Genomic DNA, 13,164 nt, shown 5'->3' with positions numbered 1-13,164 from the left:
GGAGGAGCGTAGCCAGAGACCGCGTTGCAGGCCAGCCCTCAATTGCAGGGCTTGCTGTCCTTCGCGTCGAACTTGCCCATCGCGCCCGAAATCACAAAATCGTTGTAATCGAGCACAAGCTGGCGCGAGACGCCGTTCTCGTAGAGCTCGAACGCCATCGCATAGACCGGCGTCTGCTCGCCTTCCTTCTGCTGGGCCTCACGATCGAAATAGCTGACGGTGACGGGCCAGCGCTTGAGGGACTTCATGTGCTCGTCGGACGTCGAGGGATCGGGCGAGCCTTCGCGTTCGGCGGGGATCGGCTGGCCGATCACGGTCAGCGTGTTGTAGACCTTTTGGCCATCGTCGGAGCCGTCATAGACGGAGAGTTCGAGCAGCGACTTGCCGTCGTTGGCGGCGGCAATGATGCGCTGGATCTGTTCGGTCGGGAATACGATCTTGCCGTCGAGCGTAAAGCTCTTCGGGGCCGGCAGCTTCAGCTTGACGTTGATGTGGTCGCCGTCGCGCTCAGCCGAGCCGTCGACCCGGCCGGCATCCGCCTCGTTCATCCGCGTCTCGATCTTGAAGCGGTAGCTTTTGCCGCCGGCGTCCTCCCAGGAATTGGAGCGGAGGTCGCTGAGCGTGACCTTGCCCTCGCCGCTGTCGAGCTCGGAAACCTGGCGGAATTCGGAGGTGTAGCCCTCGCACGAACTTCCGGTGAAATTGTAGAGGATGCGGCCGCGCGCGCTGTTGATCGAATTCGAGCGCGATTTCACCAGGCTCAGATCATAGAGCGCCTGATGCGCGAGAAACGGACCGTTCGCGGCCAACGCCCCGCCTCCGGGGCCGAGAGCGGCCGCCGCGAGCGCCGTCACACCGAGCGAAGTCCGGAAAAGGTGCAGCATGTCTGGTTCCTGAGGAAAGCGCAGATTCGACATTTTAATGACCGTTCCATTGCGTCGCAACTGAGGCCGTTTCACGTAAAGTTGCGGCCTTTGCGTTGAACCTCCTGCCCTGCCTCAACAAAATGCCACCCCCGACGGTTGCTTGCATGTGGCGGCACGATGGGCGAAACAGGGCCCGCCCGGCCTGCAAGGGATGCGCCGGGGCGGATGGATTTTTGGACAACGAGGTCGGACATGGCGGGCACGGTCGAGCAGAAGCTGGCGGAACAGGGCATCAAGCTGCACGAGGCCCCCACCCCCGTGGCAAACTACGTGCCGTTCGTGCGCACCGGTAATCTGCTGTTCGTCTCCGGCCAGGTTTGCTTCGATCCCGCCGGCAAGCTGATCGCCAAGGGCAAGCTCGGCGCCGGCGTGACCATCGAAGACGGCGCCGCGGCCGCCCGCGGCTGCGCCGTCAATCTGCTGGCCCAGGTCAAGGCGGCGCTGGGCGACCTCGACAAGGTCGTGCGCGTGGTGCGCCTCGGCGGCTTCATCAACTCGGCGCCGGACTTCCTGGACGGGCCGAAGGTCCTCAACGGCGCCTCCGACCTGATGGTCGCCGCCTTCGGTGACAAGGGCCGTCATGCCCGCACCACTGTCGGCGTCGCCTCCCTGCCCGCGGATGCGGCGGTCGAGGTCGAAGGCGTGTTTGAGGTCGCCTGAGGCGAATGCGCGCTCCTGATTGGCTGACAGCCCGCCCGGTCGCCCATCGCGGCCTGCACGACATTTCCCGCGGCATCGTCGAGAACATGCCGGGCGCGGTGCAGGCTGCAATTGCGGGCAATTTCTCCATCGAGGTCGACATCCAGCTCTCCGCCGACGGCGAGGCCATGGTGCATCACGACCATGCGCTCGGCCGCCTGACCGAGGCCACCGGCCCGCTGGTCGAGAAAACCGCCACTGAACTGAAGGCGCTCACGTTCAAGGACACGGCCGAGCGGATGATGTCGCTCAGCGACCTCTGCGCCCTTGTTGGCGGCCGCGTGCCGCTGGTGATCGAGGTTAAGAGCCGTTTTGACCGCGACCGCAAGCTGGTGAAGCGGATGGCCGAAGTGCTCGCGTCCTATGATGGCCCCGCGGTCGGCATGTCGTTCGACCCGGACCAGGTGCTGGCGCTGCGCGAGCTGCTGCCATCCCGCCCCCGCGGCATCGTCGCGCAACGGAGCTATCAGGACGACTACTGGGCTCATCTGACGCAGCAGCAGCGCGACAGCATGCTGTACCTGCGCCATGGTTTTCAGACCCAGCCGCAGTTCGTCGCCTTTAGGGTCGACGACCTGCCCGCCCCCGCCCTCTGGATCGCCCGCAATGTGTTCGGCTGCGCTCTACTGGGCTGGACCGTGCGTACGACCGAGCAGCGGACGCGGGTCGCGCAATATGCGGATCAGATGATCTTCGAGGGCTTCGTACCCTAGGCTTGATGTTTCCCACTCTTGAAGTCGCTGCTGCAATGCACGATCTTGGGCACGATGGCACCATCCGAAATCACCCTTGAGGCCGTACCTTCCATTGGCGAAGTATCGCCGGACGACTGGGACGCCTGCGCCAATCCCGGCGGCAAGTCTTGTAATGGGCATGGCAAGGGAACCTCATCCGGACTTCCAGGGGATTCCCTCGGCCTCTCAAAGCCCGGCTATAACCCCTTCGTCTCCCACGCGTTTTTATCGGCCGTTGAGAAATCGGGTTCGGCCACGATCCGCACCGGCTGGGGACCGCGGCATCTCGTGGCCAAGGTCGACGGTCGCGTCGCCGGCGTCGTGCCCTGCTATCTGAAATCGCACTCGCAAGGCGAATATGTCTTCGACCGCGGCTGGGCCGATGCCTATGAGCGCGCCGGCGGGCGGTACTATCCGAAGCTGCAGGTTTCGGTTCCGTTCACGCCGGCGACGGGACCGCGGCTGCTGGTCCGCGACGGCGTTGACCGCGAGCACATCATGGAAGCGCTGGCGAGCGGGTTGGTGGCGCTGTGCGGTGTCAGCAAGGCTTCCTCGGTGCACGTCACTTTCGCCCGCGAGGCGGAGTGGAAGCTGCTCGCCGAGCACGGCTTCCTCCAGCGCACCGACCAGCAGTTCCATTGGCACAACGAAGGCTTTGCGAGTTTCGACGATTTCCTGGCGACGCTGAACTCCCGCCACCGCAAATCGATCAAGCGCGAACGGCGCGATGCGCTGGCTGCCGGGGTCACCATCCACTGCCTCACGGGCAAGGAGATCACCGAGGATGCCTGGGATGCGTTTTTCATGTTCTACATGGAGACCGGCTCGCGCAAATGGGGCCGCCCTTATCTGACGCGGGAATTCTTCTCGCTGATCGGCGAAACCATGAGCCAGGACGTGCTGCTGGTCATGGCATGCCGCAACGATCGCTGGATCGCGGGCGCGATCAACTTCATCGGCTCGGACACGCTGTTCGGCCGCAACTGGGGTGCGGTCGAGCATCATCCCTTCCTGCATTTCGAGGTCTGCTATTACCAGGCGATCGACTTCGCCATCAAACGCGGTTTGGCGAATGTCGAAGCCGGCGCGCAGGGCGAGCACAAGATCGCACGCGGCTACCTGCCGCGGACCACCCACTCCGCTCACTTCATCGCTGATCCGGGCTTGCGCCGCGCCATCGACGATTACCTCAAGCGCGAGCGCGCCTATGTTGCGGAAGCCGGACGGGAGCTGGCCGAGCTCGGCCCGTTCCGCAAAGGCGCCGACGAGGCGCCTTGACGGTTCGTTGCGGCTGGTGACAGTAAGCGCAAAATTCCAGGGAGCCGCCACCATGACCGCCTACGACCCCGACAACATCTTCGCGAAGATCCTCCGCGGTGAATTCCCCTGCCACAAGGTTTACGAGGATGAGCACGTGCTCGCCTTTCTCGACATCATGCCGCGGGTACCGGGCCACACGCTGGTGATTCCAAAAGCTCCTGCCCGCAACATCCTCGACATCAAGCCGGACGACTACGCCCACGTCGCCCGCGGCGCACACAAAATCGCTGCCGCAGCGATGACGGCGTTCAAGGCCGACGGCATCACCGTGCAGCAGTTCAACGAGGCGGCCGGCGGACAGGTGGTGTTTCATCTCCACATGCACGTGATGCCGCGCCACGACGGCGTGGCGATGCTTCCGCCCGCCAGCCGCAAGGAAGACGTCAAGGTGCTGGAAGAGAACGCGACCAAGCTGATCGCGGCGTTGAAGGCGGGCTGACGCTCTCCACTCGTCATTGCGAGCGCAGCGAAGCAATCCAGACTGCCTCCGCGGCTACAGTCTGGATTGCTTCGTCGCAAGAGCTCCTCGAAATGACGGAGGAGACACTTCACTCCGTCTGAAAATCTCCCGGCTGCGGGGCGGCCAGCGGCGTGAACTCGCAACGATCTGGTTTGATGTCGATCAGCGGCGTGTTGTCGAGGCAATCGAGCCCGCGCACCAGAATCGCGTTGCCTTCGATGCCGACCAGCTTCACGATCGACGTGCCGATCGGATTAGGGCGCACCGGCGAGCGCAGCGAAAACGTGCCGCGGGTCTTCTCGTTGTTCTTAGGGCTTTGCAGGACGATGTCGCGGCGCGACTTGTCGAGCCAGTAAAGCACTTCGAGATTGCTGTAGAAATCGACGCCCTTGATCGCCGGCACGAACGGCTCGAAGATCTCGAGCCGACATATCGGGCCGTCTGTCCGGCCCTGCCGCGGGGTCTCCATCCGCGAGCTCCAGGGCGTGCGGATGCGGCCGATGAAGACGAGTCCGGCATCTTGCGTCGGCGGCAGCTCGATGGAGACTTCACCCTCGCGGAGCTGGTTTTCGCGAACCATATGTCCAATTCCCTGCTGTTCGCCGGCGGTTTTAGCCCAACCACCACTTGCCGGCCAGCATGAAGACTTCGCCCGCGACCACGCCCGCGAAGATCGAGCGGCGGGCCAGCAGGAAGACGACGAGGCCGGCGCCGACCGCACCGTAGCGCAGGGCGTCCGGCACGCTCGCAAGCGCCCCGGGGGGCTCGACCACGATCTGGGCGATGACGCCGGCCAGGGTCGCCGTGGCGACCGCCCGTACCCAGACCAGAAGCTCGGAGCCCTCGTCGATGCCGCCGCCGAACCACAGGCCCAGCATGCGCCATATCTGGTTGGGAACAACGCCGGCGACGAACAGCACCGCCAGCGCGTGCCAGTCGCCGATGAGCTGCGCAAAGCTCATGCGCGCACCTCCCGCCACCAATGCGCGCCATAGGCAATCGTGCCCGCCACGAGCCCGCTGACGAGGATGTCGAGGCCGGAATTGATCTTCGCGGCCAGTGGATACAGCAATATGCCCAGCGCGAGGGCGACGACATCGGCGAGCTCGCGGCTGTTGCGTGCGGTCGAGAACAGGAAGGACAGAGGCGTCAGCAAAAGGATCGCCGCGCCAAGCGTCTGAGTCAGATTGGCGGCAAGGAAATAGCCGACCGCATTGGCGGTGAGACACACCGAGACAAGACCGAAGCCAAGTCCGTTGACGAAGGCGATCCGGCGTTCACGCGGTACCTGCGGCAGGAAGCGATGGCATTCGACCCACAGTGTCACCGCGGTGAGATGCGCCGCGAAAAACAGCTCGCGCCGTTTCGTCGTCGGCGTGCGCATCAACGGCAGCACCGAGACCACCATCGGAAACAGCCGGATCGCACTGACGGTGACCGCGATCGCGGACTGGACGATCGTCGCGCCGGAGCCAAGCGTGGTGATCAGGATGATCTGCGCCGGACCTGCCCAGACGAACAGCGTCGAGCAGAGCGCCCAGAGCAGGCTGAAATGTGTGTCGTGGGCGAGCGCGCCGATGCCGAGATAGGTCACGAACAGCACGAGCGTGAGGATGGTCTGCGTGATCGAGCGCAGCCCCCACGCAAAGGCGCGCCAGGGACTTTGCCATTGAGGTGAATTGAGCGGAGGAAGCGCCACGGGGAGTCTTGGCCGGATGAGGAATCGTGCCCGCATAACGGGCAATGCGGCGCCTCGCGTCAAGAAAGCGCACGGCGGGGCTGGCATGCACGCTGGGACAGATGCCCTACCCGCTCACACCGCGATTCTTCAGCACGAAGCACGCCCCGCCGGCCTTGCGGATGCGACCGCAGAGTTCATCCGCCTCGCTCCGCGTATCGGCGCCGATGCGCACCTGGTAGAAGGCGCGCGTGCCGCGGCTGCGCATCACCGAGCTGAGCAGGCTCGGATCACGTTCGCCGATCACGGCGCTCAGCCGCGTGACCGCGCGGGAGTACATCGCCAGCGCGCGGTTGCGGTCAAAGCCCGCGGCGAGCTGCACGCCCCAGACCTTTGCAGCCGCAAGCTCCACATGCTGCTCGAGCTCGGCGACGAAGGCATTCGGCGCGCGCTTCAAAAGCGCCATCAGATCGCGGCAGCTCGTCGGCGGCACGCTGGGCGGCCCCTTGCCGGTCGCGCCTGCCTTGGCCCACGCATCGACGCTCGTGCCGGTGATCGCAAGAACGTAATTGCGGGTCTGCTCGGGCATGCCGCCGGTGCCGGCGAGCCATTCCTGCACCCGGCGCGGCCCGGCATTGTAGGCGGCCGCCGCCAGCCCCAGATTGCCGAACTGGTTGCGCAGCTCGTTCAGGAATTCCGCCGACTTCGGCAGCGCCTGCACCGGATTGAAGGGATTGAGCAGCCCGCGCTCGCTCGCGGTGCCCGGCATGAATTGCGCGATCCCCTGCGCCCGCTCGCCGCTGCGCGTCACCGGCCCGACCGCATCGGTCTGGAAGCGGCTTTCCTGCCAGATCACGCGGGCGAAGAACTCCAGCGGAAGATTGGCATCGCGCGCCGCGGCCTCGATGATCAGGCAGATCGACTCCCGCGTGTCGCTCTCCCGCGCACCGGGCTTCTCCGGCTGCACAGCGAGTTCTTCGACGCTTGGGATGGCAACGTCGGTCTTGGCGGGCGAACTGTCCCATGCCGCGGCCTGGGTCGACGAGACAAGCAGCGCGGAGATGATGCACATCGCAATCTGCACCCATCGCGCGCAGGCACGGCGGTAGCGCGCCTCGGCGCGGCATGCGACAGTGTGATCAACAATGTTGTGGCATCGTGCCATGGTTCGACGGGTCGCCAATATTATGCTGCCTGACCTGCTTCTCCCAATGCGTTACCCCGCCAACCGGATCCGCGCGATCCTTGTCCTCGCCGCGCTCATCCTGAGCGTCGCGCCAGCCGCCGCGCAGGTGACGTCTCAAGTCGCGTCTCAAGTCAATTGGCGGATGACCACGGAATACCCTGAGAATAACATCTCCGGGATTGGGCTGGCGACTTTCGCCAGCCGCGTCTCCGACCGTACCCACGGCTTCGTGACCGTGACTAACGCCTTCGACAACCAGCTCAAGATCAACTCGGGCGAGATGCCGCGCGCGGCGCTGGACGGCCGGATCGCGGGCGGCGATGCCTTCGCGGGCGCGCTCTCGGGCCTCGACCCTGTGCTCGGATTGTCCACCCTGCCTTTTCTCGTGCAATCGGTGGATCTCGCCCGGGCCACCAATCTGCGGGCGCGACCGCTCTATGAGAAGGCGCTGGCTGCGCGCGGCCTCAAGCTGCTCTATGTGACGATCTGGCCGGCCACGGGCCTCTGGTCGGAGCAGTCGCTCGACGGTGCTGACGACCTGCCGAAACTGAACCTGCGAACCTACGATGCCAATTCCACCGAGGTCATGCGCGCAGCCGGCGCGAACGCGCAATTCCTGCCGATGGATGCGGCGCTCGCCGGACTGAGGGAACACCGGCTGAATGCCTTCCTCACCTCCGGCGACGGCGGCGCGGGACGCAAATTGTGGGACTTCCTGCCGCATTTCACGGCCATCAACTACGCGATGCCAATCTCGATCGCCTTCGTCCGCAGCGACGCCTTTGCCGAACTGTCCGAACCGATGCAGCGCGAGGTGCTGGCGGCGGCGGCCGAGACTGAGCAGAGCCAGCTGGCGCTATTGAGCCACCGCACCATCGAGAACTATGCGCGCATGCGCGACAATGGCGTCCATATCGCCGAGCCGGCGCCTGCGTCCCTTGTCACGGAGCTGCGGAAGGCAGCAACGGGCGCGATCACCGCCTGGGAAACCCGGGCAGGCGCGGAGGCGACCGCCATCGTCGAATGGGCGAGACAGCAATGAGGGAGCGGTAGCGGCGCTCCGCTGGTCTCGCTGCCTACCGCCTTAGTTTTTGACCGCAACCGGGATTTCGCCCCGGATGGCGCGGTCGAGGGCATCAATCAGCGCCTGGATCTCGATAAACTTGTTGCGCGCTCGCTCGGCCGTGTCGCGCACAAAGGGGGCGGCCAGCACTTTCGCATGCGCGTCCCTGTCCTCGATCATGCGCTCACGGGCCTTCTTCAGGGTTTCAAGTCGCTCGCTCATCCGGCCTCTCCTGAAAAAATCGTCTCGATCCCTCGTCCGGACTCGTTGATCGACGAGCGCGGCGAACGAGCAACCCTCAACAGCCGCGGCAGATGTTCTTCAGCTTCGCCGCGGTTCTGGCCTCTTCCGCCACGAACGGGTCCTTGTAGGCAGCACGGGACCCATCGCCTTCCGCAGCAGCGGGCTTTTTTTCCTTCGGAGGAAACGCAGCATCGTAGCAGGCGAGACGTCCGCTCGTGCTTTCGATCGCCCGGCAGTCCGGTCCTGCCGCGACAGCGCCTTGCGACAGTGTGCCAAGTATCAATGTGCCAAGCATCAATGCGACGAGAAGCGCTCTCCGGCGGATCCAGTCGACCAGACGAAATCGAGTCATGCACGCTCCTGCTCAGTCGGCGGGAGCGCTGGTGACCCTCAGTCACCGGTCGATGCCAATGGAAAGGCGGTGATGGCGCGACTCTACGCTTCCCTCCCGCGAATAGCGAGCTTTAAGGGATACGCGGTATCGGGAAGGCGATTTTCGGCGTGACAATGGTTGCGCGTTTGCCTTGGCCCCCGGCCTCGTTTAGGTCTGGCAATAGGCGGCGGTATCAACACAGGCGCGACAATATGGTGACCATTTATTTCGATCTCGACGGCACGCTGACCGACCCGAAGCCCGGGATCACGCGCTCGATCCAGTACGCCCTGGAGCGGCTCAACGTTGCGGTTCCGAGCGAGGACGAGCTGACCTGGTGCATCGGGCCGCCGCTGCATGCCAGCCTGCAAAAGCTCACGGGCAGCGCGGAACTCGCCGACCGGGCGCTGCTGCTCTATCGCGAGCGCTTCAGCGACGTCGGCCTGTTCGAGAACGAAGCCTATGCCGGTATCGTGGACACGCTGACAACGCTTGCCGCGACAACACCGCGCATGTTCGTGGCGACCAGCAAGCCCGCGGTCTACGCCACCCGTATCGTCGAGCATTTTGGCCTCAAACCGTATTTCGAGCGGGTGTTCGGCTCCGAACTCGACGGCACGCGCGTCGACAAGCGCGACCTGCTGCGCTACGCGCTCGACGAAGCCAGGGTCGATCCCGCCAGCGCGATCATGATCGGCGACCGCAGCCATGACGTGGTCGGCGCCCGCACCAACGGCATGACCGCGATCGGCGTGCTCTATGGCTACGGCAGCGAGACCGAGCTGCGGGACGCCGGCGCGCATCACATCTGCGCCGCGCATCCCGAGCTGCTCGGCCATTGCGTGATCTAACTCTATCAAGCGGCGACGGTCTCCACCGCCGCCAGCATGCCGGTCTTGGCGTGACAGTTCAGGTACTCGAAGAACTGCTCGTCGGCAGCAGCCACGGTGACCTCGTGGTAGAGCCGCAGTTTTGCCGAGGGGCCGAGCGTCGACAGGTACTTCATCGCGGCGCCGAATATCCTGACGTGGGACGGATGCGATTCCGCCCACCGCTCCAGCGCCGCCAGGCTCTTCCACCAGCTTTGACCGTAGGACTTTTCACTCGCGTCCCCGCCGGCTGCAAGCACGCGCATGTAACGGTTGGCGTAACAGCCGATGCCAAGGCCGTCATCGCGCAAGAAATCCATGCCCTCGCGCAACACCGGTTCGACGTCGTCGAGATAGAGCTTTCGTTCCGAGGTCTCGGTATCGCTCCAATCCTGGCCTGATCGGATCAGACAGAGATTGTCGTGCGCCTTCACGCGCAGCCGCGCGCCGTCGCGGATCAGCTCGGGATTGCCGCCCGGCGACATCGGGCCGGTCTGTGACAGCGGGATGCGGTCGCGCATGCCGCCCCAATAGGCGTGCTCCTGCACCTCGCCGCTCATGCCGCCGGAGATTGCGGCGACGCCCTCGGGCCGGCCGAGCGAGGAAAACAGCGTCTCGTGCCGCGCCACCGTGGGGCGCAGCACCTCGATGAACGTGCCGATGCCCTCGGGCTGCGCTCCGGTCCAGGCCTCGCGCGCCGATGCAAACCATTTGTCGAACCGCGCAATGTCGTCCCAATAGGCCACCGAGACGACGTTCTCGTAGCCTGCCTGATCAACATATTGCGCCCGGTCCCAATGCGAAGGACCGCCTTCCGCGGCAAACCGCGCCGCGATTTCGGCGAGAGCGTCCGTTGCAGCAGCTGCCGCCGTGCCGCGATACTGAAGGCCGAAATAGGCCATCACGACCCGGTTCACGGAAGGCTTATAGCGCGCCACGAAGGACGGGTATGGCGGCTGGTAATCGTCCGGCACGCGCTTGTGGCGCGTGCGCGGCGTCTCGAGATGCAGAGGAATTGCGGATTCCATGATCGTGCCTCCCTCGATTGCGGCGATCAGCTCGCCGCCGCGGCAATGTCGGTGGGCTCGACGGTGTCGACCGGCAGCGCAAACTGCTCGACGCGCTGGTATCGCTTCTTGTTGAGCAGGAGCCGGGTCACGTCGGGGCGCGAATAGTGCCCGGCTGGATCAGCGGCGTTCTTGGCGACGCCGATGGCGCCAAGATCGATCTCGGCGATCAAGAGGCCCTCCTGGTCCGGCGCGAGCTTATCGCCGATCTGGCTGCCATCGGGGCCGTAGATCGCAGCGAAGCCGCCGCCGGCATGCAGCAGCGCGTGCTTGTCCGGCCGATCACAGAGCTCGTCGATCATGGCTTGCGAGACCGTCGCGCAAGGCGCGAGCACGAAACAGGAGCCCTCGACCGCATAGACGCGCGAGGCGGCGTTGTTCACCTCGGCGCCGAGCGCCGGCGCGAAAGGATCGTAGAGCGAAAAGCTCGGCCAGGCCGCGACATGGACCTGCTCATTCTGGGCATACATGGCGTATTTCGACAGCGGCTGGAGATGCTCCCAGCAGCACAGGGCGCCGATGCGGCCGATGTCGGACCGCGCGTGCACGGCGAGATCGCTGCCGTCGCCCTCGCCATAGACCGTGCGCTCGGCATGGGTCGGCCGCAACTTGCGGCGCTTTGCGATGGTCTCGCCATCGGGCCCGATCAGCCATTGCGCCAGATAGAGACTGCCGCCGTCGCGCTCGGACAGACCGAGCACGGCAGTGAGCTTGGCCTTGCGCACGGCGTCGCGCAGCCGCTCGGCCTGCAGACTGTCATAGGACAGCGAATTGTCGAAATAGCGTTGCACGAAGCCACGACCGATCGCCCAGGCCGGCGAATCCATCCAGATGTGCCAGGGGTAGCCGGGGATGAAGGCTTCCGGAAAAGCGATCAGCTTGGCGCCCTTCTCGGCGGCGTCCCTGATCAGGGCGATTGACTTGTCGATCGAGGCGTCGAGATCGAGCCAGGCGGGCGCCGCCTGCACCACCGCGACCTTGTATTTCGGATGTTCGATGCCCATTCCCGCCTCCCTTGCCGGTTGATCGGAAGCCAGGTCCGATGCAGTCTATTTGACCAAGCCGGGCGGCGGGCGCTCGACCGCGGCGGAACAAAAACTCGACCGGACGGGATTCACCGACCCGGTACGGGATTTGCCTTCGTCAGTCGGGACCAGCGCCGACACGCGATTTTGCGGGATGTGAAAGGGAGGCTCTGCAGATGCCAATCCAGTTCACCACGGACGACAGCCCAGGCCACCGCCGGCTTGCGCTCTGGCAGGAAATCGTTTGCGACGTCTTCGTCGGGCTCGACTGCAGGTCCGATCTTGGCAGCGCCTTTCGCGGCACGGTCACCCGGGCGCCACTGGGCAAGGCGGAATGCTCCGAGGTCTGCTCCGACCGTCAACACGTGTTGCGCACGCCGTCGCGCATCGCGCGCTCGGATCAGGACTTCATCCTGATCGCGCTCGGCAATCGCGGCGCCGGCGGCGTGGTGCAGGACGGCCGCGAGGCCGTGGTCAGTCCGGGAGAGTTTGCGCTCTATGACACCACCCGTCCCTACGAGCTGAAATTCGACGGCATCTTCACGCAGACCATCTTCAAGGTGCCGCGCGAGATGCTGCAGCGCCGGCTCGGCGCGACCGAAACTCTTACTGCCACCTCTTTCGGGCCGGACTCGCCACTGCAGAGGATCGCCTACGATTTCATCTACCGGCTCTGCCAGAGCGCGGATCAGATCGATCTGCACCACGCCGCCGCTCTGTCGGAACAGGCCGTCGATGTCCTGGCGATGGCGCTGGGCGAGCGGCTGGGCAAGACGCCGCTGCCGTCCTCGACGCATCGCTCCGCCCTGCTCTACCGATTGAAGGCGCATATCCGGGCTCATCTTGCCGATCCCGACCTCTCGCTGTCCGAGACCGCAGCGGCGCTCGGCATCTCGTCCCGCTATGTCAACGATCTCCTGGCTGACGAGGACACCTCGTTCCAGCGCTACGTCCTCGGTGAGCGCCTCGCTCAATGCAGGCGCGACCTCGCCTCCCCCGTGCTCGCTCACCGCCACATCAGCGAGATCGCCTTCGCCTGGGGCTTCAACGACCTCTCGCATTTCGGCCGCGTCTTCCGCGAGCATTTCGGGATGTCACCGCGCGACTTCCGGCAGAGCCAGTCGCGGCATTGACGTCCGGGCAGCCAATGGCCCGAGCCTTCGCTTCAGGCGAAGGCCGTGCTCGTGAATTCCAGATTGTCAGGTGCTGCAGCCGGGATCAGGCTCTGCACATGAGAACCAACGCCACGATAAGCGGATCGGAAGTCTTGCTCGGCGTGATCGCGATCCGGCTCGCGGTGCTTGTTGCGGTGGGCTGGAGCCTGACGCTCCTGCCGCGGCCGGCGCGCGAGAGCGAGGCCACCTGCCTTCAATCACCAGTAACGAGGGGCGCGGCTCCGCTTCCGGCGACGACGGCCAGCCCGCGCGTGACTGACGCGGCATTCGATGACATGCGTCTGCACGACTAGGCCGTTTCCAAGCAAGGCCGGTATGTGAGCGCGAGGTAGGACACGGCGCAGCC

At 65.1% G+C, this 13,164-nt stretch carries 17 protein-coding genes; 8 read left to right on the top strand and 9 right to left on the bottom strand.

What is annotated here, in order from left to right; genetic code table 11:
* Positions 1-38 precede the first annotated feature (38 nt).
* Positions 39-884, bottom strand: a complete 846-nt coding sequence (locus BcanWU425_RS18480) for a cell envelope integrity EipB family protein (protein ID WP_204511401.1) — start codon at positions 882-884, stop codon at positions 39-41.
* A gap of 234 nt (positions 885-1,118) precedes the next feature.
* On the opposite strand from BcanWU425_RS18480, the gene BcanWU425_RS18475 reads away from it, so the two are divergent.
* From BcanWU425_RS18475 to BcanWU425_RS18460, 4 genes are read left to right on the top strand one after another with little or no spacing between them, the layout of a single operon-like run.
* The gene (locus tag BcanWU425_RS18475; RefSeq protein WP_007611287.1) at positions 1,119-1,586 is read left to right on the top strand and encodes a RidA family protein; all 468 of its coding nucleotides are present in this window, start codon (positions 1,119-1,121) and stop codon (positions 1,584-1,586) included.
* A 5-nt stretch (positions 1,587-1,591) separates the two neighbouring features.
* A complete protein-coding gene (locus BcanWU425_RS18470; RefSeq protein ID WP_018455163.1) occupies positions 1,592-2,338 on the top strand; it encodes a glycerophosphodiester phosphodiesterase in 747 nt (248 codons plus the stop codon).
* 54 nt (positions 2,339-2,392) lie between these two features.
* Positions 2,393-3,637, top strand: coding sequence for a GNAT family N-acetyltransferase (locus tag BcanWU425_RS18465; protein ID WP_204511402.1), 1,245 nt, complete (start codon positions 2,393-2,395; stop codon positions 3,635-3,637).
* A gap of 52 nt (positions 3,638-3,689) precedes the next feature.
* Positions 3,690-4,118, top strand: a complete 429-nt coding sequence (locus BcanWU425_RS18460; RefSeq protein ID WP_018455165.1) for an HIT family protein — start codon at positions 3,690-3,692, stop codon at positions 4,116-4,118.
* A 109-nt stretch (positions 4,119-4,227) separates the two neighbouring features.
* Here the strand turns inward: BcanWU425_RS18460 and tsaA are convergent, their stop codons facing one another.
* From tsaA to BcanWU425_RS18440, 4 genes are all read right to left on the bottom strand, one after another.
* On the bottom strand, positions 4,228-4,719 hold the full coding sequence (gene tsaA / locus BcanWU425_RS18455) for a tRNA (N6-threonylcarbamoyladenosine(37)-N6)-methyltransferase TrmO (protein ID WP_018455166.1): 492 nt from the start codon (positions 4,717-4,719) through the stop codon (positions 4,228-4,230).
* Positions 4,720-4,750: 31 nt separating this feature from the next.
* A complete protein-coding gene (locus tag BcanWU425_RS18450) occupies positions 4,751-5,101 on the bottom strand; it encodes an AzlD domain-containing protein (RefSeq protein ID WP_018455167.1) in 351 nt (116 codons plus the stop codon).
* On the bottom strand, positions 5,098-5,838 hold the full coding sequence (locus tag BcanWU425_RS18445; RefSeq protein ID WP_018455168.1) for an AzlC family ABC transporter permease: 741 nt from the start codon (positions 5,836-5,838) through the stop codon (positions 5,098-5,100). The genes BcanWU425_RS18450 and BcanWU425_RS18445 overlap by 4 nt, the downstream gene beginning before the upstream one ends.
* Positions 5,839-5,944: 106 nt before the next feature.
* Positions 5,945-6,889 (bottom strand): lytic transglycosylase domain-containing protein, encoded by a 945-nt coding sequence (locus BcanWU425_RS18440; protein WP_162496378.1) that lies wholly within the window; start codon positions 6,887-6,889, stop codon positions 5,945-5,947.
* Between the two features lie 115 nt (positions 6,890-7,004).
* On the opposite strand from BcanWU425_RS18440, the gene BcanWU425_RS18435 reads away from it, so the two are divergent.
* Positions 7,005-8,045 carry a TRAP transporter substrate-binding protein gene (locus tag BcanWU425_RS18435; protein WP_204513945.1) on the top strand — a complete coding sequence of 347 codons (1,041 nt, stop codon included), beginning with the start codon at positions 7,005-7,007 and terminating at the stop codon, positions 8,043-8,045.
* A 42-nt stretch (positions 8,046-8,087) separates the two neighbouring features.
* Here the strand turns inward: BcanWU425_RS18435 and BcanWU425_RS18430 are convergent, their stop codons facing one another.
* Complete coding sequence (locus BcanWU425_RS18430) at positions 8,088-8,288, bottom strand: hypothetical protein (protein ID WP_018455171.1); 201 nt, start codon at positions 8,286-8,288, stop codon at positions 8,088-8,090.
* Between the two features lie 76 nt (positions 8,289-8,364).
* Entirely contained in the window at positions 8,365-8,661 is a 297-nt protein-coding gene (locus tag BcanWU425_RS18425) for a hypothetical protein (protein WP_085351377.1), read from the bottom strand.
* A gap of 233 nt (positions 8,662-8,894) precedes the next feature.
* Here BcanWU425_RS18425 and BcanWU425_RS18420 point away from each other — a divergent pair, with 233 nt between their 5' ends.
* Positions 8,895-9,533 (top strand): HAD family hydrolase, encoded by a 639-nt coding sequence (locus BcanWU425_RS18420; RefSeq protein WP_085351376.1) that lies wholly within the window; start codon positions 8,895-8,897, stop codon positions 9,531-9,533.
* A gap of 5 nt (positions 9,534-9,538) precedes the next feature.
* On the opposite strand, the gene BcanWU425_RS18415 is transcribed toward BcanWU425_RS18420, so the two are convergent.
* A complete protein-coding gene (locus tag BcanWU425_RS18415) occupies positions 9,539-10,579 on the bottom strand; it encodes a phenylacetaldoxime dehydratase family protein (protein WP_085384438.1) in 1,041 nt (346 codons plus the stop codon).
* 26 nt (positions 10,580-10,605) lie between these two features.
* On the bottom strand, positions 10,606-11,622 hold the full coding sequence (locus BcanWU425_RS18410; RefSeq protein WP_018455175.1) for a carbon-nitrogen hydrolase family protein: 1,017 nt from the start codon (positions 11,620-11,622) through the stop codon (positions 10,606-10,608).
* A 197-nt stretch (positions 11,623-11,819) separates the two neighbouring features.
* Between BcanWU425_RS18410 and BcanWU425_RS18405 the strand changes: the two genes are divergently transcribed.
* The gene (locus BcanWU425_RS18405) at positions 11,820-12,776 is read left to right on the top strand and encodes an AraC-like ligand-binding domain-containing protein (RefSeq protein ID WP_018455176.1); all 957 of its coding nucleotides are present in this window, start codon (positions 11,820-11,822) and stop codon (positions 12,774-12,776) included.
* 98 nt (positions 12,777-12,874) lie between these two features.
* Entirely contained in the window at positions 12,875-13,111 is a 237-nt protein-coding gene (locus BcanWU425_RS18400; RefSeq protein WP_085384439.1) for a hypothetical protein, read from the top strand.
* Positions 13,112-13,164: the final 53 nt, after the last annotated feature.

Origin of the sequence: Bradyrhizobium sp. WU425 (assembly GCF_021052305.1) — a bacterium.
Lineage (GTDB): Bacteria > Pseudomonadota > Alphaproteobacteria > Rhizobiales > Xanthobacteraceae > Bradyrhizobium > Bradyrhizobium canariense_D.
The sequence above is the reverse complement of the archived record's forward strand: the minus strand, read 5'-3'. Positions and strand labels throughout refer to the sequence as shown.

Bases quoted from the DNA above. Each gene is read 5' to 3' on its own strand.
- BcanWU425_RS18420 (WP_085351376.1), top strand. From the start codon at position 8,895: ATGGTGACCATTTATTTCGATCTCGACGGCACGCTGACCGACCCGAAG.
- BcanWU425_RS18410 (WP_018455175.1), bottom strand. From the start codon at position 11,622: ATGGGCATCGAACATCCGAAATACAAGGTCGCGGTGGTGCAGGCGGCG.
- BcanWU425_RS18450 (WP_018455167.1), bottom strand. From the start codon at position 5,101: ATGAGCTTTGCGCAGCTCATCGGCGACTGGCACGCGCTGGCGGTGCTG.
- BcanWU425_RS18480 (WP_204511401.1), bottom strand. From the start codon at position 884: ATGCTGCACCTTTTCCGGACTTCGCTCGGTGTGACGGCGCTCGCGGCG.
- BcanWU425_RS18405 (WP_018455176.1), top strand. From the start codon at position 11,820: ATGCCAATCCAGTTCACCACGGACGACAGCCCAGGCCACCGCCGGCTT.
- BcanWU425_RS18440 (WP_162496378.1), bottom strand. From the start codon at position 6,889: ATGTGCATCATCTCCGCGCTGCTTGTCTCGTCGACCCAGGCCGCGGCA.
- BcanWU425_RS18435 (WP_204513945.1), top strand. From the start codon at position 7,005: ATGCTGCCTGACCTGCTTCTCCCAATGCGTTACCCCGCCAACCGGATC.
- BcanWU425_RS18400 (WP_085384439.1), top strand. From the start codon at position 12,875: ATGAGAACCAACGCCACGATAAGCGGATCGGAAGTCTTGCTCGGCGTG.
- BcanWU425_RS18465 (WP_204511402.1), top strand. From the start codon at position 2,393: ATGGCACCATCCGAAATCACCCTTGAGGCCGTACCTTCCATTGGCGAA.
- tsaA (WP_018455166.1), bottom strand. From the start codon at position 4,719: ATGGTTCGCGAAAACCAGCTCCGCGAGGGTGAAGTCTCCATCGAGCTG.
- BcanWU425_RS18425 (WP_085351377.1), bottom strand. From the start codon at position 8,661: ATGACTCGATTTCGTCTGGTCGACTGGATCCGCCGGAGAGCGCTTCTC.
- BcanWU425_RS18430 (WP_018455171.1), bottom strand. From the start codon at position 8,288: ATGAGCGAGCGACTTGAAACCCTGAAGAAGGCCCGTGAGCGCATGATC.
- BcanWU425_RS18415 (WP_085384438.1), bottom strand. From the start codon at position 10,579: ATGGAATCCGCAATTCCTCTGCATCTCGAGACGCCGCGCACGCGCCAC.
- BcanWU425_RS18475 (WP_007611287.1), top strand. From the start codon at position 1,119: ATGGCGGGCACGGTCGAGCAGAAGCTGGCGGAACAGGGCATCAAGCTG.
- BcanWU425_RS18470 (WP_018455163.1), top strand. From the start codon at position 1,592: ATGCGCGCTCCTGATTGGCTGACAGCCCGCCCGGTCGCCCATCGCGGC.
- BcanWU425_RS18460 (WP_018455165.1), top strand. From the start codon at position 3,690: ATGACCGCCTACGACCCCGACAACATCTTCGCGAAGATCCTCCGCGGT.